Genomic DNA, 20,962 nt, shown 5'->3' on the forward strand with positions numbered 1-20,962 from the left:
CTCGCAGAAGAGGAACTCGGCTATCCAAGTCGCCCCCAGCAACCCTCGACAATGGTTTAGCTTGCTGCGAGCGAAACCCTCCCCAATACCTGGACGACCGTCTAACTTTGCGACGTCAGTCGTGCAGGAACTTGTGCACCAGCATCACGGCCATCGACCCCTCACCGACGGCGCCGGCGACGCGGTGACCGTTGAACGCGCGCACATCACCTGCCGCGAAGACTCCCGGCACCGTGGTTTCCAGGTGGAGGGGTGGGCGTTTCAGCGGCCAGGCAGAACCGTCGACGGTGGCGATGTCGGGGCCGGTGAGGAGGTAGCCGTGATCGTCGCGGGCGAACGAATCATCGAGCCAGCCGGTTGCCGGGTTCGCGCCGATGAACGCGAACAGCCAGGTCGCGGGCACTTCCTCCACGGCGCCGGTCTTGCGGTCGCGCAGGGTGAGGTGTTCGAGGTGGGTGTCGCCGGAGGCGTCGACGACTTCGACGCTGGTGCGGACTTCGATGGTCGGGATCGCCGCGATCTGCTCGATCAGGTAGCTCGACATCTCCACGGCCAGGGAATCCGCGCGCACCAGCATGATCACCTTGCGGGCGCACGAGGCGAAGTAGGCCGCCGCCTGACCCGCGGAGTTCGCGCCGCCGACGATGTACACATCCGAGCCCGAGCACAGCGGTGCCTCGGTGAGCGCGGAGAAGTAGAAGACGCCGCGGCCGTTGAACTTGTCGACACTCGGGATGTCGAGGGTGCGGAAGGAGGCGCCGGTCGCGATGATCACCGAACGGGCGGTGACGGTGACGTCGTCGGTGCAGTGAACCGCGAAGCCGTGGTCGGTGGGGCGCAGCTGGTCGGCCTGCAGGCTGATCACCAGTTCGGCGCCGAATTTGGCAGCCTGTCTCCGGGCGCGGTCGGTGAGGTCGGAACCGGAGATGCCGTCGGGGAAACCGAGATAGTTCTGGATGTCGGAGCTCAGTCCGGCCTGGCCGCCGATCGCCCACCGTTCGAGCAGGATCGTGTGCAACCCCTCCGAGGCGCCGTAGAGCGCGGCCGCCATGCCGGCGGGGCCGCCGCCGACGATGAGCAGGTCGTAGTCGTCGGCGGTGGGCTTCGTGTGCAGACCGACCCACTCGGCGAGCTGTTCCTCACCGGTGGGTTTGAGGACGCGCCCGTCCGAGGCGAACAGCACCGGGGTGTCCTCGGCGGTGAAACCGTGTTCGTCGAGGAGTTCGCGGCCGGTCGGATGGGTGGGTTGCACCCAGCGACAAGCGATTTCGTTGCGGGCCAGAAAGGTGCGAATCGCGGTGCACGCGGGCGACCACAGGTCGGCCACCACGGTCAGCTCGGCGTTGTCGTGCTCGTCCTGCGGAGTAGGAGCCACCTGTCGAGAATAGGCCGGACCTGGGGAGATGGGTGTGCGGCACTCCGCACCTATGGGCCGCGCCGGATCCGGTGAAGCGCGGTGGTGTCCGATTCGGCGGAGCGGATCAGCGCAGCGGGTGCTCGATCGACAACCGGCCCCGGCGGACGAGGTCACGTTTGGTGATCGGCGGCAGCGTGGCATCGTCGTCAGGTACGTCGGGGTTGGGGCGAACCAGCAGCGTGACGGTCGCGGCGGGCACGAAGCCGCTGCTGGTCATCAGTGCGGCCGAGGCACTGTTGCGGTCCTCGACATCGGTGACGATATGGCGGGCACCGCGCGCGAACAGCGCCTCCGAGCACACGTTCACCAGCCGCCGCGCGATCCCGTGGCCCTGCATATCGGGGGCGACCGCGATCCATTCCAGATACGCCCAGTCGTCGCGATGCTCGAACTCCATCGACCCGAGCACGAACCCGACCACCCGGTCGGAATCCAGGGCCACCCAGCAGGCGTTGTCGGGGCTGTCGAGATGCTGGGCGACGGCCGTGAGCGACCACGACGTGTACGGCTTGATGGTGGTGTCGAAGACCTGATGGCCGAGGTCGAGGACTTGACGCAGGTGTCCCAATCCCATCGGCACGACAGCGATGGCGGTGTCCATGGCCGCCAGTGTGCCCTACGCGCCCTTACGGGTCTTGGACGCTGCGGTCTTGGCCGCGGCTTTGCGCGGTGCGGCCTTCTTGGCGGCGGTTTTCTTCTCGGGCTTGGCCGGGGTGGCTTCCCGGCGCCCGCTGGCCTCGAGACTGCGCTGCAGCGCGGCGACCAGATCCACGACCTCGGCGTCGGCCTGTTCGGCGGGCTCGGTTTCGGCGGCCGGTTCGACCTTGCCGGTGCCGCTGGCGATCGCCTCGTCGAGGAGTTTCTGCAGTTCGATCTGGTATTCGTCGGTGTATTCGGACGGGTCGAAATCACCCGACATCGACTCGACCAATGTCTCGGCCATCTTCAGTTCCTGCGGGCGCGGGGCGGGCGCGTCCTCGAGCGACGGGAATTCCACCGCCCGCACCTCGTCGGGCCACAGCAGCGTCTGCAGCACCAGCACACCGTCGCGTACCCGCAGCGCGGCCAACCTGGTCTTCTGCCGCAGGGTGAAGTGCACGAGCGCGGTCTTGTCGATCCGTTCCAGGGTCGCCGCCAGCAACTGATACGCCTTCGGCGTCGTGGAATCCGGTTCGAGGTAATAGCTCTTGTCGAACAACACCGGGTCGATCTGATCCGACGGCACGAACTCCAACACCGGAATTTCGTGCTTCTCCGCCGCGGGCAGCTTCGCGAAATCTTCGTCGGTCAACACCACCTGCTCACCGTCAGGCGAGGTATAGGCCTTATCGATGTCGGCGAACTGCACAGAATTCCCACACACCTGACACACCCGGTCATATTTGATCCGGCCCCCGTCCTTGGCGTGGACCTGATGGAACCGAATGTCATGATCTTCGGTCGCGGTATAAACCTTGACCGGCACATTGACCAGCCCGAAAGCGATCGAGCCCTTCCAGATCGACCTCATTTCCCCATCATGGTCGATATATTGCGCCCTGGCGAGCAAGCGGCATCGAATCGCCGCTGGTCCGTGACCGAGGAGAGCTTGAAAAAGGACTCGCGCCGCTCCGAAATGGTTGATAGACAAGCGCATGGCCGTTACGTCAGTACCCGCTCTGTTGGCGTTCGCCGGACTCTGTCTGCTGCTGGCGATTACGCCGGGGCCCGACACCTTTCTCGTGCTGCGCCACTCCCTGTCCGGTGCGCGACTCGGCATTGCCGCCGCGGCCGGTTCCGGCCTCGCGTCGCTGGTCTGGGCGGGCGCGGTTGCTGTGGGTTTGGCCGCGCTGCTCGCCGCCTACCCGACCGCATTGCAGATTTTGAAGATCGTCGGCGGGCTCTATCTGATCTACCTGGGTATCAGTGGATTCCTGCACCGCGACAGGGGCGCGCCCGTCGATGACGGAGCGGCGCGAAAGGCGGAGTCGAGTACTGCGGCCGCGTTCCGTGACGGTGTCGTTTCCTGTCTGCTGAACCCGAAGGTGGGCCTGTTCTTCCTCGCGGTGGTTCCCCAGTTCGCGCCGACCGGCTCGTCCGCGGCGACGGTGACGATGGTGTTGGGTGTGATCGACGGGATCGTCGCGTTCGTCTGGCTGCTCCTGGTCGCCGTTGTCGCCGCGCGGGCGGTGCGATGGTTGCGCAGGCCGAAGATCGCCCGCGCGCTGAGCAATCTGAGTTCCGGCGCATTGGCCGTCCTCGGTGTCGCCACACTGTCGACCCGCACAACCGCGTAGCCGGTCGAGGGGTGCGGCGCGGTGGTGCGGCGGCGATGGACGATATCGGGTCTGGTCCAATCGTTGGGTGCGTGCGGACCTGATCGTGTGTGGGCTCGGTCCTGCGGGGCGGGCGGTGGCTCATCGTGCGGTTGCCCAGGGGTTGTCGGTGGTTGCGGTTGATCCGTCGCCGGATCGGGTGTGGACGCCGACTTATGCGGCGTGGGCTGACGAGGTGCCGGAGTGGGTTGGTTCCGAGGTGGTGGCGGCGACAGTGGAGGGGCCGTTGGCTTGGGGAGAGGGGGAGCATCGGATCGAGCGGGTTTATCGGGTGTTCGATACGGCGGGGCTGCAAGCTTCGCTGACGCTCGATGGGGTGACGGTGCTAGCGGATCGGGTTGTCGAGGTCGATGCGCGGCGTGGGACGGTGCGAACCGCAGACGGGGTGACCTGTTCCGGACGGGTGGTGGATGCGCGCGGATTGGGACGAAGGCCGGGGCGTGCTGAGCAGACTGCCTATGGTGTGGTTCTCGATCGCGACCGAGGCGAGACGTTGTTCATGGATTGGCGTCGCGACAACGGTGCCGGGCCCGATGAGATGCCGTCGTTCCTCTACGTGGTGCCGCTCGGTGGCGACGCCGTGTTGTACGAGGAAACCTGCCTGGCCGGCCGACCCGCACTCACTCCGGAAGTGTTGCGGCACAGGCTGGAACATCGGCTGCGAGCTCGCGGGATTTCGCTGTCAGGGACCGAACCTGTTGAGCGAGTGCGATTTCCGGTGCAGGGCGGCACACCGGGGAACGGGCGGTTCGGGGCGGCCGGGGGACTGACGCATCCGGCGACCGGCTACAGCGTCGCAGCCGCCCTCGCCGCCGCCGACACCGTCGTCGCGGGTGGGAGGATCTGGACCCCGCAGGCTCGTGCCGTTGCCGCCCTGCGCCGTGCCGGATTGCGTGCGCTCCTCGCCCTGCCGCCTCGCGATATCCCGGTCTTCTTCGATGCGTTCTTCGGTTTGCCTGCCCCGCTCCAACATTCGTATCTGTCGGGTCGCGACGATCCTCGCGGCACCCTCGCGGCGATGCGCGCGTTGTTCGCTGACCTACCCCCGCGCCTGCAACGCACTCTCGCTACCTCGGTTATCGGCATCGGCTAGCCGGTAGCGGAGAACCTGTTTACCCAATCGTCAATTTCTCAAACATGCCGGGGCGCAACACCCTTGCTAGGATTTCGCTGTCCGGCGTCGTGGCCGGGCATGCCGCCTACCGGACGCCACCGCGCCGACCGGTTCGGGGCGCGGGGGCTGACGTCGGGGTGGTCACCGGTCAACCTGTCGGTCTTCGTCGAAATCCGGGTGATCCAACGTGCATGTCGAAGCCCCACCCCCGCGCACTCGCGCCACCCACCTGGTGCACGGCGAGAACAGCCGCAAGGTATCGCGAAAAGCGATGTTGGGCTTGCTGATCGGGGCGCTCGGCAGTGTCGCCGTCTGTTATCTGCTGGTCGACGATCTTCGGGTGTTCCTGATCGTCGCCGGTGTCACTTTCTCGGTGTTCGCCATGGTGATGAGCTGTTCGTTCCTGGTCTCGCTGGTTTACATGCACCGCGAATCGGGCCTGGAGGGTCAGCTGCTGCTCGCCGAACCCGACGGACCCGCCCGCGAGGCCATCGCGGTGCTCATCCCGGCCAGACACGAAACCGATGTGCTCGCCCACACCCTGCTCAACACCGCCTGGACCCAACGTGATCATCCAGCGCATCGCGTCGTGACGGTGATCAACGACGACGATCCCGAAACCTGCGCTGTCGCAGCGACTACCGCGCACATCGTCAACGAGGGCTTCGCCCGTGGGCACGGCTACGACCGCATCCGTCGCGACCTCGACGAAGCCCTTCGCTTCGCACCCGCCCGCACCCACGAAACGCCCGGCCCCGTCCAGCTGCTGATCTACCCGCTGCGCGACCGCCCGCCGAACAAACCGCAGCAACTCAACTACGCGTTCTGGCAGCTGCGCGACCAGTTCACCGTGTTCACGATCCTCGATGCCGAATCGCTGGCCGCCCCCGGTCTGCTGTGCGCGGTCGACCAGGCCTTCCAGGACAACCCCGAGGTCGAGATCATCCAGGGCGGCATCCAGCTGATGGATCCGCAGATCACCGGCACGTTCTGGCGCCGCGCCGGGCAACGCCTGCACCGCTGGTATGCCTGGCACAACCTGCTCGAATACACCCGCTGGTTCTCCTCGCAGATGCGCTACCAATCCGACCGCGGCTTCATGCCGCTGGGCGGCAACACCGTGTTCCTGCGCGCGGAACTGCTGGCCAAATCCGGCGGCTGGCCGATGTCGCTCACCGAGGACTGCGAACTCGGCATCCGCGCCACGGCGGTGCACCGTGCCCGCACGCTCACCTTCTACGACCCGCGCCTGACCACCCGTGAGGAAACCCCGCCCAGCTTGTTGACGCTGGTGAAACAGCGGCGCCGCTGGAACATCGGGTTCCTGCAGAGTCTGGTCGCCGGTAACTGGCGGTCGCTGCCGACGGTGCGCAGTCGCATGGTGGCGGTGTGGATCCTGTCGATGAGCCTGTTCCAGACGATCTCGCTGGCCATCCTCCCGCTGACCCTGATCACCCTGTTCTGGATCAAATCGCCCGCGCCGCTGGCGGTGGCGGTGTGCCTGCCGACCATTCCGATCGTGCTCGGAATCGCCTTGCAGCTGTTGCAGATTCGCGAATACGGCCGGATCTACGCGCGCCGGGTGCCGTGGCATGTGTATCCGCTGTTCGTGGTGACGTTCTACCCGTATCAGTTGGTGCTGTCGTTCGCCGCGCTGCAGGCCGTGGTCTGGTACGCGATGGGCAAGCTCGGCTGGGACAAGACCGCGCACGTCGGCGACCACTTCGATCTCGCCCCGGCGCTGAGCAGGACCGCATGAGCGCGCCCGCCATCGACGCACCGCTCGCCCCGGTCGTCGAACTGGTTCCCGCGAAACCTCGGCTCACCCCGCGCCGCAAGACCCAGCTCCTGATCGCCGCGCTCGCCCTGTGCTCAGGTGTGGTGACCGCGATCGGCATCACCGGCTATCCGATCCGTTTCGGTGACGAGGGCGTGTATGTCGCTCAGGCATGGGCGATTCCGAATCTGGGCGCCCTCGCGCACTACACCTACTGGTACGACCATCCGCCGCTGGGCTGGGTGCAGATGTCGATGTGGTTCGAACTCACCCGTGGCCTGCAGCGCTGGTCGGACAACACGGTGATGGCGGGCCGTGAGTTCATGGTCGTCGTCCGAATGGTCACGGCCGCACTGCTGTTCGTGCTCGCCCGGCGCATGGGGCTGCGCAGTGGATGGGCCGCCCTCGCGGTGGCGCTGTTCGTGTTCAGTCCGCTGGCCGTGCACTACGGCCGAATGGTGTTGCTGGACAACATCGCCCTGGCCTGGCTGCTGGCGAGCTTCGTGCTCGCGCTCTCGCCCCGGCGACGCTGGGGCGCGGCGGTCGGGGCGGCGGTGTGCTTCGCGATCACTGTCACCACGAAGGAAACCCTCGCCATCGCCGCACCCGCCCTGGCCTACGCGCTGTGGCGGCACTATCACGGGGCGGGGAACAGGGAGTACGCCGGGGTCTCGTTCGCGGTGGTGTTCGTGATGTCGGTGTCGCTGTATCCACTGTTCGCGGCGGTCAAGAGCGAATTGCTGCCAGGTGTGGGACACGTCAGTCTGTGGGAGGCGATCGAATGGCAGCTGTCGGCTCGTGCGGGTAGCGGCTCGATCCTGGATCCGGGCAGCGATGTCCGCAGGCTCGTCGACACCTGGCTCGAACTCGATCTACTGCTGCCCGTGGGCGGTGTGTTCGCCACGGCCGCACTGGTTTTCGTGCCGAAATGGCGGCCGGTGGTAGTGCTCGTGGTGGCTCAGCTGCTGATGCTCGCGCGCGGGGGATATGTCCCCGCCATGTATGTGGTGACGGTGCTGCCTTTCCTCGCGCTCGCGCTCGCCGCCGTCGCCGATCTCGGATATTCGCGCGTCACCAACTGGTACGCCGAGAAGCAGTGGCGCGTCACCGCACTCGCCACGGTCGCGCTCCTCGTCGCGATGCCGATCGCCGCGACCGCACTGGCCCGCACCTGGCCCGCCACCCTGCAACGGCAGTTCACCCTCGACGAAGACCGCCCCGAGCGCGAAGCGGTCGCCTGGATCGCCGCCAATGTCGCGCGCGACGCGCTGGTGGTCACCGAGAGCGAACTGTGGCTCGACCTACTCAACGCCGGATTCGACGCCGAGCACAATGTCTGGGTCTACAAGGTCGACAGCGACCCCGGCGTCGCCACCGACATCGGCACCTGGACCGCCATCGACTACCTCGCCCTGTCCGCGGCCACCATCTCGGCCCAATCGGCGGCCACGATGCCCTGGGTGTTCACCGCCATCGACCACGCTGAGGTGCTCGCGACCTTCGGCGAAGGCGCCACCGCGGTCACCGTGATGCGGGTGGTCCATACCGTTAGCTGACCGGGTGCGACAGCGGTCCGGCCGAGGCCCGGCGGCACCGCCACGATGTTGCTACGATCGCCACGCGAACGCGCCGACCCGCCAACAGGATCGGGTGAGACGAGGCGGTCGGCCGGAACAATTCCGGGCCCCCGCGCGTCGAAGTGCGCCTCGCGTCAGAGCGTGATCAGTTAGGGGTTTCGGTGTTCGAATTCACCAGGCGGCGCAGTCGCTGGGTGCTCGGCGTATTCGCGGTGCTCGCGGTGGTGCTCGGTGCACTGGGCGCCACGCTGTTCGAGCGGGTGGAGGGCGGCGGATACACCGACCCCGGCAGCGAATCCAGCCGCGCGCTCGAGGTGTTGCGTGACGAGTTCGGGCAGGCACCACCGAACCTGCTGCTGCTGGTGGAAACCGAGTCGTCGGTCGAGGACCCCGAATCCACCGCGGCGGCAACGGCATTGGTCGCCAACCTGCAGGAACGCGCCGGTGTCACCGACGTGATGTCGTATTGGACCACTCACCTGCCCGCGCTGCGCAGCGTCGACGGCAAGCAGGGCATGATCGTCGCGAGCGTGCTCGGCAGCGAACGCGAGATCGACGAGCGCGTCACCGCCATCTCTGAGGAGTTGACGGGCGAGCAAGGATCGTTGCAGGTCAGGGTGGGCGGATTCGCCATGCTGATGCACGAGACGGTGCAGCAGAGCAAGACCGATATCGTCAAGGGCGAGGCCATCGCCTTCCCACTCACCCTGATCGCGCTGATGTTCGTCTTCGGTGGCCTGGTCGCCGCGAGCCTGCCGCTGCTCGTCGCGATCGGCACCGTGCTCACCACCATGGGCGCGCTGTGGTTGCTCACCCTGTTCACTCCGTTGTCGGTCACCGCGACCAACGTGGCGACGCTGCTCGGTCTCGGGCTGGCCATCGACTACAGCCTGCTGATCGTGAGCCGCTACCGCGACGAACTCGCCGAGGGCCGCACCCCGGCAGGCGCGGTCGCCACCACCATGCGCACCGCGGGCCGCACCGTCGCGTTCTCCGCGCTCACGGTCGCGGTGGCGTTGGCCGGGCTGTTGTTCTTCCCGCTGCTGGCGATCCGGTCGATGGGCTACGCCGGCATCGTCGTCGCGGCGCTGGCCGCGCTGGTGTCGCTCACCGTGCTGCCCGCCGCGCTGTTGCTGATCGGCACGCGCATCGACAAGGGCCAGCTCGGCTGGTGGTTCCTGCGCGCACCACGTCCCGCACCTGGCGAGGGCGCCTGGCACAAGCTCGCCACCGCCGTGATGCGTAAGCCCATCTCGATCGGACTCGCTGTCACGGCGCTGCTGCTCCTGCTCGGCGCGCCGTTCCTGGGCGTGAAACTCGGTTTCCCCGACGAACGAACCCTGCCCGCATCGATGAACTCGCGTCAGGTCGCCGAGATCGTGGCGCGCGACTTCGGCGAGAGCGACCAGCACACCCTCGTCGCGGTGCTGCCCGAGAGTGCTTACAGCGCAGCGGGACTCGACACCATCGCGCGCGACATGTCCGACCTGGACAACGTGCGCCGCGTCGACACCGCCACCGGCAGCTACGCCCAGGGCGGTTTGCTCGTCGAACCGACCGCGGCCAACGCGCGATTCCGGGTCGAGAAGGCCGTCTACCTGTCGATCGTGCCCGCTACCGGCGACAGCGACGCCCTGGCGAACCTGGTCCACCAGGTGCGCGCGGTGCCGACACCGAGTGAGTTGCTGGTCGGTGGCGTGGCCGCGGCCAACGTCGATTCGGTGGCCGCCATCGAGAACGAACTGCCGTGGGCGCTCGGTTTCGTGGTGATCATGATGCTGATCGTGCTGTTCGCGCTCACCGGCAGTGTGGTGCTGCCGGTGCTGGCGGTGTTCCTCAGCGCGCTGAGCCTGACCGCGACCTTCGGTGCGCTGGTGTGGATCTTCCAGGACGGGCACCTGTCCGGGGTGCTCGGTTTCACCGTCACCGGAGACCTGTCCGCCACCGTCCCGGTGATGCTGTTCGCCGCCGCCTTCGGTCTCGCGATGGACTACCAGGTGTTCCTGCTGTCGCGGATCCGCGAGGAATACGACCGCACCGGCAAGAACGAGACGGCGGTCGCGCTCGGCCTGGAACGGGTGGGGCGCATCGTCACCGCCGCCGCGATCCTCATCTCGCTGGTGTTCCTCGGCTTCCTCGCCTCCGACATCACCTTCATGAAGGCCTTCGGCATCGGCCTGCCGCTGGCGGTGATCGTCGACGCCACCCTCGTGCGCGGGTTCCTGCTGCCGGCCGCGATGAAGGTGCTCGGCGACGCCAACTGGTACGCACCGGAATTCTTGCACCGCCTGCACGACCGGTGGGGCCTGGACGACAGCGGTTCGGCACGTTCGAAACGCGAAGTGGTGGTGCGTGATCCGCTCGCCGCTCGGTCCGAGGAGATCGTCGTCATGGATCCGCTCGCGCGCGCCGAGGCGGCACGTGCCGCCTCGGCGCGGGAGGCGGCGATGGCCGAGGAAAGCGCCAGCCTGACGGCATCGGCGGGAAGCCGACAAACCTCGGACTGACACGCTTGCGCAGCCGACGTGACAAGGGCGACACCGGACTTCCGGTGTCGCCCTCGGTCGTTGCGGCAGCTTCAGATGCCGCCGGTGGCCAGCAACCCGCCGTCGACCCGCACACAATCCCCGGTGATCCAGGCGGCCTCGTCGGAGACCAGGAACGCGATCAGCCGGGCCACGTCCTCGGGCACGCCGAGTCGCTTCATCGGGTACACGCTCGCGGCGCGCTCCTCGTCATCGGCGTAGAGCGCATCGGCGAACTTGGTCTTGATCACACCCGGTGCCACCGCGTTCACGCGGATCTTCGGGCCCAGCTGCCAGGCCAGCTCCTCGGTGAGCCGGATCAGCGCCGCCTTGGACGCGCCGTAGGCGGAGATCACCCCGGACGACCGAATGCCGGCCACACTGGCCACGTTCACGATCGCGCCGCCGTGCTCAGCCATCCACGCGCGGTAGGCCTGCTGGATGTAGCCCAGCGACCCCACCACGTTCACGTCGAAGATCTTGCTGACGCCACCGAGATCGGCATCCATCAGTGCCCCGTAGACCGGGTTGATGCCGGTGTTGTTGATCAGGATGTCGAGCGATCCGAACTCGGTGACGGCCCGTGCCACGGCCTCGGCGCGCGCGTCGGCGTCACCGGCGTTGCCGGCGACAAAGCTCACCTGACCCGGGTGGCCCAGCGCCCGCAGCTCGGTGGCCGCGGCTTCGAGTGGTTCGGGTTTACGGGCGGTGATCAGCACGTTCGCGCCCCGGCGGATCAGTTCTGCCGCAGTCGCGAGGCCGATGCCACGGCTGGCTCCGGTGACGAGAGCGGTGCGGCCGAGTAGGTCGGTAGTCATGGGACGAGAGTAACCACGCTCACATCGGGCAACGCCGGGTTCGGCTTCCGGCGGTGTCGACGGTAAAATAAGTGGTTCTTGCCGATATGCCCCTTTCCGTTTGTCTTACTCTGAGGAGAACTCTGTGATCACGGCGACCGACCTGGAGGTCCGGGCCGGAGTCCGCACCCTGCTCTCGGCCCCTGGGCCGGCGCTGCGGGTGCAGTCCGGCGACCGGATCGGACTGGTCGGTCGCAACGGTGCGGGCAAGACCACCACCCTGCGCATTCTCGCGGGCGAGGGTGAGCCGTACGCCGGAAAGATCACGCGCTCCACCGACATCGGTTACCTGCCGCAGGACCCGAAGGAAGGCGATCTCGATGTGATCGCCAAGGACCGGGTGCTCTCGGCCCGTGGGCTCGATGTGCTGCTGCGCGACATGGAGAAGGCTCAGGTCGAGATGGCCGAGGTCGCCGACGATGACGCCCGCGACAAGGCAATTCGCCGGTACGGGCGTCTCGAGGACCAGTTCTCCTCGCTCGGCGGTTACGTCGCCGAGAGCGAAGCAGCGCGCATCTGCAACAGCCTGGGCCTACCCGACCGCGTGCTCGATCAGCAACTGCGCACCCTCTCCGGTGGTCAGCGCCGACGCATCGAACTGGCCCGAATCCTGTTCTCGGCCTCCGACGGTTCCGGCGGGCGCTCCGATCGCATCCTGCTGCTCGACGAGCCGACCAACCACCTCGACGCCGACTCCATCACCTGGCTGCGCGGCTTCCTGCAGAGCCACGACGGCGGCCTGATCGTGATCAGCCACGATGTGGAACTGCTCGGCGACGTGGTGAACAAGGTGTGGTTCCTCGACGCCGTGCGCGGTGAGCCCGACGTCTACAACATGGGCTGGAAGAAGTACCTCGACGCCCGCGCCACCGACGAACAGCGTCGCGTGCGCGAGCGTGCCAACGCCGAGAAGAAGGCGGGCGCGCTGCGTCAGCAGGCCGCCAAGCTCGGCGCCAAGGCCACCAAAGCCGCTGCGGCACACCAGATGGTGCGTCGCGCCGAACGGTTGATCAACGAGCTCGACGAGGTGCGTGTCAGCGACAAGGTCGCCAAGATCCGCTTCCCCGAGCCCGCACCCTGCAGCAAGACCCCGCTCATGGTGAAGGACCTGACCAAGCTCTACGGCTCCCTCGAGATCTTCACCGGCGTGAACTTCGCCGTCGACAAGGGCAGTCGCGTGGTCGTGCTCGGCCTCAACGGTGCCGGTAAGACGACCATGCTGAAACTGCTCGCCGGTGTCGAGACGCCGACCGCGGGTGGTGTCGAACAGGGTCGTGGGCTCAAGGTCGGCTACTTCGCGCAGGAGCACGACACCCTCGACGACTCGGCCTCGGTGTGGGAGAACATCCGCCACGCCTCGCCCGACGCGGGGGAGCAGGAGCTGCGCAGTCTGCTCGGCGCGTTCATGTTCACCGGGCCGCAGCTGGATCAGCCCGCAGGCACGCTGTCCGGCGGTGAGAAGACGCGTCTGGCACTGGCCGGGCTGGTGTCCTCGGCGGCGAACGTGCTGCTGCTCGACGAGCCGACCAACAACCTCGACCCCGTCTCGCGCGAGCAGGTCCTCGAGGCGCTGCGCACCTACGCGGGTGCGGTGGTGCTGGTGACGCACGACCCGGGCGCGGCCGAGGCGCTCAACCCGGAGCGGGTCATCCTGCTGCCCGACGGCACCGAGGACCACTGGTCCGCCGAGTACGCGGAGCTTATCGATCTCGCATAGGGCCGGTGTGTCGCACGTGAAACGCGGTGTCGTGAGGGAACTCGCCGGGATCGCGTGAGTTCGATCACTGTTTTCGTTGATCACCGAGTGCGGAGTGTCTAGCCTGGAAGAAGTGCTCGGCGACTCGGAGGAAGCCATGAGCGACAGTGCCAGACAGGCCGCTAGGTCGGCCAAGGGTAAATCGACGATCGGCAAGTCAGCCCTGGGCAAGGGCACCCGGGTGACGGGCAAGTCCCGCGACCGGCTGCAATCCCAGCTGAAGAAGCAGTACGAGGCGGGCGCGTCCATTCGCACCCTGGCCCGCTCCACCGGCCGCTCGTACGGCTTCATTCACAATGTGCTGGTCGAGTCACACGTGGAGCTGCGCGGGCGCGGCGGCGCGAACCGGCGCAAGAATCCGGCCGACTGACCCCGCGCGCCGCTACCAGCCCGCCACAGCTCCGTCGCCGCGGACCAGCAGATTCGCCAGGCTGGAGAACAGCGGCAGCCCGGTCTTGATCTCCAGGTACGCGAACTGCCCCTGCGGGTTCACTTCGAGGAAGTAGTACTCCCCGTCGGTGCCAAGGCGCAGGTCGATCACGCCGAAGCTCAGTCCCAGTGCACCCATCAGGGTGGCGAGGGACTTGCTCACCGAGGCGGGCAGCCGGTCGCGCGCGAACGCGACCGAGGTGTCGAGGCGTGAGTCGATGCGGCCGACGCCTGCCTGCGAGTCGATCCGCACACTCCACTCGACCCCGTCGACCCACACCACCCGCAGATCGCAGCTGGCCTCCACGTAATCCTGGAAGGTCGTGGGCGTCGAGCGGATCGAGTCGAGCCTGCTCAGCTCGGGCCTGGTGATGATCCTGGTCTCGGAGAATTCACCACGTCCGGTGCCGGTGCGTTTGTACACCACTGGGCCACACCGGGATTCGACGAAACTGCGCGCCTCGTCGGGATCGTTGGTGATCAGCGTTTCCGGGATCGTGAAGCCCGCCCGCTGCGCGGTTTCGAGCTGCACGATCTTGCGGGTCGCGGTGCGTTCGGCGGCCGGGTCGTTGACCCAGTACGCCGGGATCGACCAGAGCATGCCCTGGAGGAACCCGTCGCACTCGGCCTGACGGAACTCGTCGTCGGCCACGCGCACGCCGTGCGGCACCTGGCACGGGTGCGGTCTGCGCCACCACACCGCGCGCACGTCGTCGAGGCCTTGGACATGCGACAGCGCCCGGTTGGTGCCCGCCTTGTCGAGGCGGAAACTACCTGTCTCCCTGGGGAAGTCACGCAGATCCAAGCGAATCGGGTCCAGCCCGTGGTGTTCTCGCAAGGTCGACGCCAGCGCATCGGCGTGCAGGTCGTCGGTTTCGGAGACGATGAGCACGGCGTCGGTAGCGCCTTCCATGACCTGTTTTCCGCTTCAGTCGAGGCTGTCGCAGTTGATGCCGTCGCGGAAGGTGAACGTGGCCCCGGTGACACCACCTCGTTCGGCGATGCGCAGTTTCGCCGCCCAGCTGCGGGTGGCGTCGGCCAGCTGTTCGTCGCCGAGTGCTTCCGACGGTTCCGGCGCCAGTGTGATCGGCCGGTCGACGAGCTCCACGCGCATGCGGCGAGTGAAATCGGCGGTGGCGCCGGGGCGGATGTCGACCCGCACCTGCCGTTCGCCCACGCTCGCGCGATCTTCGGTGAGTCGCACGACATCGCGACGGTCGAAGGTCCAGGTACCACCGTCGACGCGCACCGAGATATCGCGATCGGACTCGGCCACCAGCAGTCCGCGCAAGGCGGGGCCCCGATCTTCCGACGACGCGGTTGCGGGGAGGTGGATGGCGTCGGTCATGGGCACTCACTCCGATCTTCTCGTCTGCTCACGGTTTGCCAGAACCCCAAAAGGTGCTTCGGATCATAACGTGCAGGAGTGCCCCACCGAGCGGGTTCGCGAGATTTGCGAAGCGCCGGGCAAACCGCCGAGCGGCGCGTGATCGCTTCGAGGAGGCAGAATTTCGGACAACTCGGAAGTGGGAGCGGTCTGCGCGTCGGCAATTGGTCAGCAAACATATACGACGACGGCGCGGCAGGTATCCCGGGAGATACCTGCCGCGCCGTGCGGGTGTTTACAGGCCGAGCAGTTCGGGATTCTCGGCGAGCTCGCGGAAGTGGTCGGCGGGGTTCGCGACGAGCCGACGGGTGGTCAGATCCATGGCGCCCGCCACGACGGTGATCTCCGCGGCGACGGTACCGTCCAGCTTGATGATCTCGTGGTGGAAGCGGAAAACCTTCTCGCCTTCGGTCCACTCGAACGCGCAGGTGACGGTGACTTCGTCGCCCCCGCGCAGTTCACGTTTGTATTTGATGGTCGACTCGAGCACCACGGCGCCGACGCCGCTGGCGATGAACTTGTCCTGCGCGATACCCGCCGCACGCAGCAGCTCCCAGCGGGCGTGCTCGCCGTACTGGTGGTAAACGGCATGGTTGAGGTGGCCCTGGGTGTCGAGCTCGTAGCCCCGGACGAGGACAGGTACGGAGAACGTCATACGGCGTAGAACTGTCGGCTTCGGGCGCGTTGTTCCCGATCTGGGTGCAATCTCCGCCACAGTGCCGCGCGGAACCGCATGACGCCGATCAGCTCCGATGGGCGTTGCGCTCGGCCCACCAGGCGGGCGCGTCGACGAAGTGATTGTCGAATTCCTCTTGGGCGGAGACTAATTCGTCATAGGTGGCCTCGCCGCGGATGAGCCGATCCAGTAGGCGGAAGTACTCGAAGCGCTGCACGCCGGGCATCAGGGCGATGAGGAGGCGTGCGCCGCTGTCGGGGGTGGCGCCGAAAGCGTGCGGCATCTGGCGGGGGACCACCAGCGAGCCGCCCGCGGCGACGGTGAGGATCCGATCGCCCGCCATGACCTGCAGTTCGCCGTCGGCCACGTAGAACAGCTCGTCGGACTGGGTGTGGAAGTGCGGCGCGGCGCCGTCGGCGCCCTGCGTCATGGTGACTTCCAAAGTGCTGACCGCGCCGTCGCTGGCGTTCGCGTCGGTGAGCAGGCGCATCTGCACGGTGTCGGTGCCGAGGGTCTCCGCGTCCTCGGGCAGGCAGAGGGCGATGTCGCGGGTGTTCGTCATGGCCATTCCGTTCGTCGGTTGATAATTCGTCACCGAACTATATCCCAGTGAATAGAATCGTGTCCATGGATGAACGCGAACCGGATGTCGTCGATGTGATCACCGCGCAGTGGCAGCGCGAGCGCCCCGACCTGGAACTCGAGGCGATGGCTGTCTTCGGCAGGCTCGGCCGACTGATGGCCGTCGGCACTGCGCGCATCGAATCCGTCTTCGCCGCACACGGATTGCAGCGCGGCGAGTTCGATGTGCTTGCGGCACTGCGCCGTTCGGGCGCTCCGTTCGAACTCAACCCCTCGGTCCTCGCCGACACCCTGATGCTGTCGCGCGCGGGCATGACCGGCCGCATCGACCGCCTCGAAGCGGCGGGCCTGGTCCACCGCATCGCCGACCGCGAGGATCGACGCGCGGTGCGGGTCGCGCTCACCGAGCAAGGCCGCGAACTCGTCGACAGGGTCGTCGTCGCACACACCGAGAACGAAACGGCAATGCTGTCGGTACTCGATCCCGCCGATCGCGGCACCCTGGACCGAATCTCACGAACCCTGCTCGACGCCTGGACGCGCTGATCCCGATCAGCGAAACAGTGCCCCGGGAAGTTCCCGCCGAGCGCAACGGACATGACATTTGCCATCGGTTTCCGTAGACATCGACCTCTGTTCGGCACCGGGTGCGGACTGTGATTCTCAGTCGAGAGACCGACGACTAGGGAATGGAACGTCATGCGAAAACTTGTCCGGTTCACAGTGCTCGCCGCCGCCGCGGTGTTCGCCGCCACCGCGTGTGGGACCGACGCGAAGTCCCCCTCGACGCCGACGACCGCTGCCGCGGTCAAGCCGACGATCGTGCTGGTGCACGGGTCGTTCTCCGACAGTTCGAGCTGGGACGCGGTCGCCGGATTGCTGCGCGACAAGGGGTATCAGGTGGTCCAACCGGATAATCCGCTCCGTGGTCCGAGCTCGGACGCGGCCGCGGTCACCTCGGCCATCGCGAATATCACCGGCCCGGTGGTCCTGGTCGGGCACTCCTACGGCGGCGCGGTGATCAGTAATGTCCACCGGCCCGATGTCAGGGCGGCCGTGTTCATCGCGGGCTTTGCGCCCGTGAAAGGCGAAACGGTGCAGGAACTCTCGGACCCCGCGAAGTATCCGGGCAGCCGGATCGGTCCGGCGCTGCTCATCGAGCCCACTGGTACCGGGGCGCAGGTGACCCTGAAACCCGAACAGTACGGTGCGGTCTTCGCCCAGGATGTGAGCGCCGATGTCGCGGCGAATCTGGCCGCGCGCCAACGACCTACGTCCGCGGCCGCGCAGGCGGAACCGAGCGGTGACCCGTCGTGGGCATCGGTCCCGTCGTGGTACCTGGTCTCGACCGAGGATCAGATCCTGCCGCCCGCATCACAGCGATTCCAGGCCGAGCGCGCGAAAGCTCGGGTGAGTGAGGTGAAGTCGTCACATGCCTCGCCGGTCTCGCATCCCGGCGAGGTGGTCGCGACGATCACCGCCGCCGCCGGCTGAGTGCGTCCGGCCGGGCGCGGTCACAGCCAGCCTGCGTCGCGCGCGATCCGGATCGCGTCGATGCGGTTGCGCCCACCGATCTTGGTGATCGCGTTCGACAGATAGTTGCGCACCGTCGCCGGTGACAGGAACAGCCTCGACGCGATGTCCTCGGTGCTGATTCCGGTCTCGGCGGCCCGGATGACCTCGGCTTCGCGGATGGTCAGCGGACTCGAGCCGGTCTCCAGCGCCGCGGCGACCAGGTCGGTGTCGAATACCCGTTCACCGGCGACGACTTTGCGGATGCTTTCTGCCAGCGTCTGCGCGGGTGCGTCCTTGACGACGAAGCCGCGCACATGCGCCTGCAGCGCGCGCAGCAGGTAACCCGGCTGGCTCAGTCCGGTCAGGATCAGCACCTGGGTTTCGGGCACGTGTTCGGCGATGCGGGCGGCGACGCTGAGGCCGTCGAGGCCGGGCATGTCGATGTCGAGCAGGGCGATGTCGGGTCGGGTGCGGGTGATCTCGTCCATGACATGGTCGCCGCGGTCGAGTTCGGCGACCACGTCCATATCGTCTTCGCGGGACAGCAGGGCGACCAGCGCACCTCGGATCATGTGCATGTCCTCGGCGATCAGAATGCGAATCATGGTGTCCCCCCAGGGATTACGAGAAGCAGCCGGAATCGGCCGTCACCGCTGCGCCGCGCGGACACGGTACCCGACAGGGCCGAGGTGCGCGCTGTGAGTCCGGAGAGTCCGTGTCCGGTGCCTTTCGCGCGGTGCGCGCCGTCGTTGACGATCTCGAGGAAGAACGCTCCGTCGCGCCGGCCTGCGACGATGGAACAGGCACGGGCGGTGCTGTGGCGCAGCACATTGGTAGCGCCTTCGCGCGTGGCCCACGCGAACACGTTGTCGACTTCGGGTGGCAGCGGCAGGTCCAGATCGTGGTCGATGTCGATCCCGGCGGCCGACAGGAGCTCGGTGGCGCCGAGAACTTCCGCGTGCAGCGAGATGATGTGTTCACCGAGGGTGACGCGCCGCATGGAGTGGAGCGTGTCGCGTGCGAGCTCGCCGATGCTGTGGATTTCCGACTGTGCCGCGTCCGGATCTCCGGGCAGCAGTGCGGCGGCCAGGTCGCCCTTGAGTGACACCGCCGAAAGGCTGTGTCCGAGTAGATCATGCAGGTCCCGCGACATCCGCAGCCGTTCGCGGTCGGCCGCTTGTTCGGCGAGCGCGGTGCGGGTGCGGTCGAGCTGGTGCACCGCGCGGACCAGCTGGGTCACGCCGACGAGGCAGCCCGCCAGCGCCGTGAAGACGACCACCACTTCGACTGCCGGGAGCAAATGCTCGGTCACGGCAGCGGTCGACGCGATCGGTGCCGTGACGAGGAATAGGCGTAGCCCGCCACGGAACAGCATTGCGGCTGAGGCGATGACGAACACCTGGCTGATGCCCCACGTCGTCGGCGCCCAGATCATCGGGAGATAGACGAGCGCGGTCAGCAGCGCGAAACTCACCCATCCTCCGCACAGACGGCGGTCGCCGACCGTGTGATCCGGGCTGTCGCCGGTGAGCCCCTGGGACGGCCGGACCGTGCTGAATGCGTGGTACAGGTGGACAGCGACGAGCCCGATCGCGAGCGCCCACCACACAACCGTGGGTCCGACCTGCTCAGATCCGGCGAACGTCACCCGCGTCGGTGCGAGAACACCTGTCGCGCAGGTCGCGCCGATCAGGAGTGCGCGTGCGGTGCGCGGTGTCGCCAGCCAGGGTCCGGCGAGTGGGCGGGAGACCTCAGTCATGTCGAACCGCCGAGGAGGGGAATGTCTTCGGCTCGCGGGGATCAGTGTCGGCGGTGATCGCGGTGCGCCGGAAGCCACTGGCGAATACGGTCCTGATGTGGCCCCCGTGGTCCGCGGATCCGGAGAAATCAGCGGAGTCGATGAGAGCGGAATCGGTGGTGACAGCTGGGTCGACCGTGACGCCGGGGTCGGGGGAGCAGCTGAGCAGCCAACTGGTGTCGACCTGACGCACGGCGATCAGCACTGGCCCGGCAGCGCCGTCACGAAGCAGCCGGGCGAGCAGGCGGCGCAGGTCGGCGCGCAGCGGTTCTTCATGCTGGGCGGGCGGGCCGAGTGTCGGTACGCTGATTCGGGCGAAAATGCCCGCTGCTGCCAGAAGCGTTGTGGCGGAACGGAGCTCGTGGCGGAGGTCCGCGTTTCCGAAGCCGCAGATCAGTTGTCGTGCCTGCGCGAGGCCACTGCGTGAGGTTGCGACCAGCGTGCCGAGTTCCCCGCACGCCGACCCTGTGTCGCCTTGCGCAGCGAATTCGGCTGCCCTGTCGGCGGATTCGGCAATCGACTCGAGGGCCGTCTCGATGGTCCGCGTGACCGCGCTGCCGGCGCGTAACCGTTCTCGCGCGACGGCCTGCTCGGCGAGCGCCGTCCCGGCACTGCGCACACGCTGCAACGCGACGACCATCCACACCAGCGTGTAGACCGCGACCACTCGCATCCCGGTGGTCACCAGCAGCCAGATCGCATCGGGTGTCGATGCGCCGAGCCGGACGGCCAGCGGTGCGACAGCGACGACCAGCGTCGATGCGATCGGCATCGCCAGAATCGGTCGCATCGTCAGCAGCACGACCACGGCGACGAGATGCACACTGCTCAACCACGCGGCGCCCGACATCGGTGACGCGCCGATCACCAGCAGGGCCAATATCGCTGAGCTGCGATGCGCGTGCGGCGGAATCGTGTCTCGGACGGCAAAGGTGATGTGCCACAGGTAGATCGGGAGGCACGCTGCCAGCAGCGCGGCGGTCGCGGCCACCTCGGCTCGGGAACCGTTACCGGTGCTGGTCGCGAGCAGCGTCAGCGCACCGAGTGCGGTCGCGGCGAGAACCGTCCCGGCTGCCGCGATATCCACGGGATCGCGGGGTAGCCGTGCTGACCGGCCACGCAGCACACCCTGCCCGAGCCCTTTCACCGCGAACGCTTGTTCCGGCACAACCGCCACCCCCTATGGCCGCTCCGCGAACCGGGACCGCCCCGGAGCCCCAATGTAGGCGCAATCCAG

General features: G+C 67.3%; 20 protein-coding genes. 9 read left to right on the forward strand and 11 right to left on the reverse strand.

What is annotated here, in order from left to right; all coding sequences use genetic code 11:
- Positions 1–115: 115 nt before the first annotated feature.
- From ACFW6D_RS06235 to ACFW6D_RS06245, 3 genes are all read right to left on the reverse strand, one after another.
- The gene (locus ACFW6D_RS06235; protein ID WP_379325325.1) at positions 116–1,375 is read right to left on the reverse strand and encodes an NAD(P)/FAD-dependent oxidoreductase; all 1,260 of its coding nucleotides are present in this window, start codon (positions 1,373–1,375) and stop codon (positions 116–118) included.
- A gap of 106 nt (positions 1,376–1,481) precedes the next feature.
- Positions 1,482–2,018: a GNAT family N-acetyltransferase gene (locus tag ACFW6D_RS06240; protein WP_379325327.1), complete on the reverse strand. Its 537-nt coding sequence runs from the start codon at positions 2,016–2,018 to the stop codon at positions 1,482–1,484.
- 15 nt (positions 2,019–2,033) lie between these two features.
- Entirely contained in the window at positions 2,034–2,927 is an 894-nt protein-coding gene (locus ACFW6D_RS06245; RefSeq protein ID WP_379325329.1) for a Ku protein, read from the reverse strand.
- A gap of 124 nt (positions 2,928–3,051) precedes the next feature.
- Between ACFW6D_RS06245 and ACFW6D_RS06250 the strand changes: the two genes are divergently transcribed.
- From ACFW6D_RS06250 to ACFW6D_RS06270, 5 genes are all read left to right on the forward strand, one after another.
- Complete coding sequence (locus tag ACFW6D_RS06250) at positions 3,052–3,693, forward strand: LysE family translocator (protein ID WP_379325331.1); 642 nt, start codon at positions 3,052–3,054, stop codon at positions 3,691–3,693.
- A gap of 79 nt (positions 3,694–3,772) precedes the next feature.
- On the forward strand, positions 3,773–4,825 hold the full coding sequence (locus tag ACFW6D_RS06255) for a lycopene cyclase family protein (protein WP_379325733.1): 1,053 nt from the start codon (positions 3,773–3,775) through the stop codon (positions 4,823–4,825).
- Between the two features lie 208 nt (positions 4,826–5,033).
- On the forward strand, positions 5,034–6,605 hold the full coding sequence (locus ACFW6D_RS06260) for a glycosyltransferase (RefSeq protein ID WP_379325333.1): 1,572 nt from the start codon (positions 5,034–5,036) through the stop codon (positions 6,603–6,605).
- The gene (locus ACFW6D_RS06265; RefSeq protein WP_379325335.1) at positions 6,602–8,179 is read left to right on the forward strand and encodes an ArnT family glycosyltransferase; all 1,578 of its coding nucleotides are present in this window, start codon (positions 6,602–6,604) and stop codon (positions 8,177–8,179) included. Before ACFW6D_RS06260 ends, ACFW6D_RS06265 begins: the two co-directional genes overlap by 4 nt.
- Before the next feature lie 182 nt (positions 8,180–8,361).
- Positions 8,362–10,707, forward strand: coding sequence for an MMPL family transporter (locus tag ACFW6D_RS06270; protein WP_379325337.1), 2,346 nt, complete (start codon positions 8,362–8,364; stop codon positions 10,705–10,707).
- A 71-nt stretch (positions 10,708–10,778) separates the two neighbouring features.
- Here ACFW6D_RS06270 and ACFW6D_RS06275 read toward each other — a convergent pair whose 3' ends face one another.
- Positions 10,779–11,543 (reverse strand): SDR family oxidoreductase, encoded by a 765-nt coding sequence (locus tag ACFW6D_RS06275; protein WP_379325338.1) that lies wholly within the window; start codon positions 11,541–11,543, stop codon positions 10,779–10,781.
- 124 nt (positions 11,544–11,667) lie between these two features.
- Between ACFW6D_RS06275 and ACFW6D_RS06280 the strand changes: the two genes are divergently transcribed.
- Positions 11,668–13,299 (forward strand): ABC-F family ATP-binding cassette domain-containing protein, encoded by a 1,632-nt coding sequence (locus ACFW6D_RS06280; RefSeq protein WP_379325340.1) that lies wholly within the window; start codon positions 11,668–11,670, stop codon positions 13,297–13,299.
- A gap of 136 nt (positions 13,300–13,435) precedes the next feature.
- Positions 13,436–13,708 carry a helix-turn-helix domain-containing protein gene (locus ACFW6D_RS06285; protein ID WP_379325735.1) on the forward strand — a complete coding sequence of 91 codons (273 nt, stop codon included), beginning with the start codon at positions 13,436–13,438 and terminating at the stop codon, positions 13,706–13,708.
- Positions 13,709–13,720: 12 nt separating this feature from the next.
- Here ACFW6D_RS06285 and ACFW6D_RS06290 read toward each other — a convergent pair whose 3' ends face one another.
- From ACFW6D_RS06290 to ACFW6D_RS06305, 4 genes are all read right to left on the reverse strand, one after another.
- Positions 13,721–14,680: a hypothetical protein gene (locus ACFW6D_RS06290; RefSeq protein WP_379325342.1), complete on the reverse strand. Its 960-nt coding sequence runs from the start codon at positions 14,678–14,680 to the stop codon at positions 13,721–13,723.
- Positions 14,681–14,695: 15 nt separating this feature from the next.
- On the reverse strand, positions 14,696–15,115 hold the full coding sequence (locus ACFW6D_RS06295; RefSeq protein ID WP_379325344.1) for a hypothetical protein: 420 nt from the start codon (positions 15,113–15,115) through the stop codon (positions 14,696–14,698).
- Between the two features lie 274 nt (positions 15,116–15,389).
- Entirely contained in the window at positions 15,390–15,809 is a 420-nt protein-coding gene (locus ACFW6D_RS06300; RefSeq protein ID WP_379325346.1) for an acyl-CoA thioesterase, read from the reverse strand.
- Between the two features lie 88 nt (positions 15,810–15,897).
- Positions 15,898–16,392, reverse strand: coding sequence for a cupin domain-containing protein (locus tag ACFW6D_RS06305; protein ID WP_379325348.1), 495 nt, complete (start codon positions 16,390–16,392; stop codon positions 15,898–15,900).
- 65 nt (positions 16,393–16,457) lie between these two features.
- On the opposite strand from ACFW6D_RS06305, the gene ACFW6D_RS06310 reads away from it, so the two are divergent.
- Both ACFW6D_RS06310 and ACFW6D_RS06315 read left to right on the forward strand, forming a co-directional pair.
- Positions 16,458–16,958 (forward strand): MarR family winged helix-turn-helix transcriptional regulator, encoded by a 501-nt coding sequence (locus tag ACFW6D_RS06310; protein ID WP_379325350.1) that lies wholly within the window; start codon positions 16,458–16,460, stop codon positions 16,956–16,958.
- Between the two features lie 153 nt (positions 16,959–17,111).
- Positions 17,112–17,906: an alpha/beta fold hydrolase gene (locus tag ACFW6D_RS06315; protein WP_379325352.1), complete on the forward strand. Its 795-nt coding sequence runs from the start codon at positions 17,112–17,114 to the stop codon at positions 17,904–17,906.
- A 20-nt stretch (positions 17,907–17,926) separates the two neighbouring features.
- On the opposite strand, the gene ACFW6D_RS06320 is transcribed toward ACFW6D_RS06315, so the two are convergent.
- From ACFW6D_RS06320 to ACFW6D_RS06330, 3 genes are read right to left on the reverse strand one after another with little or no spacing between them, the layout of a single operon-like run.
- A complete protein-coding gene (locus tag ACFW6D_RS06320; protein WP_379325354.1) occupies positions 17,927–18,532 on the reverse strand; it encodes a response regulator in 606 nt (201 codons plus the stop codon).
- On the reverse strand, positions 18,529–19,686 hold the full coding sequence (locus ACFW6D_RS06325) for a sensor histidine kinase (protein ID WP_379325356.1): 1,158 nt from the start codon (positions 19,684–19,686) through the stop codon (positions 18,529–18,531). Before ACFW6D_RS06325 ends, ACFW6D_RS06320 begins: the two co-directional genes overlap by 4 nt.
- Complete coding sequence (locus ACFW6D_RS06330) at positions 19,679–20,893, reverse strand: hypothetical protein (RefSeq protein ID WP_379325358.1); 1,215 nt, start codon at positions 20,891–20,893, stop codon at positions 19,679–19,681. The genes ACFW6D_RS06325 and ACFW6D_RS06330 overlap by 8 nt, the downstream gene beginning before the upstream one ends.
- Between the last annotated feature and the right edge of the window lie 69 nt (positions 20,894–20,962).

It is taken from the genome of Nocardia sp. NPDC058705 (assembly GCF_042749305.1).
Lineage (GTDB): Bacteria > Actinomycetota > Actinomycetes > Mycobacteriales > Mycobacteriaceae > Nocardia.

Coding starts and splice junctions, on each gene's coding strand:
- ACFW6D_RS06295 (WP_379325344.1), bottom strand. CDS start 15,115: ATGACCGACGCCATCCACCTCCCCGCAACCGCGTCGTCGGAAGATCGG.
- ACFW6D_RS06240 (WP_379325327.1), bottom strand. CDS start 2,018: ATGGACACCGCCATCGCTGTCGTGCCGATGGGATTGGGACACCTGCGT.
- ACFW6D_RS06300 (WP_379325346.1), bottom strand. CDS start 15,809: ATGACGTTCTCCGTACCTGTCCTCGTCCGGGGCTACGAGCTCGACACC.
- ACFW6D_RS06275 (WP_379325338.1), bottom strand. CDS start 11,543: ATGACTACCGACCTACTCGGCCGCACCGCTCTCGTCACCGGAGCCAGC.
- ACFW6D_RS06310 (WP_379325350.1), top strand. CDS start 16,458: ATGGATGAACGCGAACCGGATGTCGTCGATGTGATCACCGCGCAGTGG.
- ACFW6D_RS06290 (WP_379325342.1), bottom strand. CDS start 14,680: ATGGAAGGCGCTACCGACGCCGTGCTCATCGTCTCCGAAACCGACGAC.
- ACFW6D_RS06320 (WP_379325354.1), bottom strand. CDS start 18,532: ATGATTCGCATTCTGATCGCCGAGGACATGCACATGATCCGAGGTGCG.
- ACFW6D_RS06305 (WP_379325348.1), bottom strand. CDS start 16,392: ATGACGAACACCCGCGACATCGCCCTCTGCCTGCCCGAGGACGCGGAG.
- ACFW6D_RS06250 (WP_379325331.1), top strand. CDS start 3,052: ATGGCCGTTACGTCAGTACCCGCTCTGTTGGCGTTCGCCGGACTCTGT.
- ACFW6D_RS06315 (WP_379325352.1), top strand. CDS start 17,112: ATGCGAAAACTTGTCCGGTTCACAGTGCTCGCCGCCGCCGCGGTGTTC.
- ACFW6D_RS06285 (WP_379325735.1), top strand. CDS start 13,436: ATGAGCGACAGTGCCAGACAGGCCGCTAGGTCGGCCAAGGGTAAATCG.
- ACFW6D_RS06325 (WP_379325356.1), bottom strand. CDS start 19,686: ATGACTGAGGTCTCCCGCCCACTCGCCGGACCCTGGCTGGCGACACCG.
- ACFW6D_RS06265 (WP_379325335.1), top strand. CDS start 6,602: ATGAGCGCGCCCGCCATCGACGCACCGCTCGCCCCGGTCGTCGAACTG.
- ACFW6D_RS06245 (WP_379325329.1), bottom strand. CDS start 2,927: ATGAGGTCGATCTGGAAGGGCTCGATCGCTTTCGGGCTGGTCAATGTG.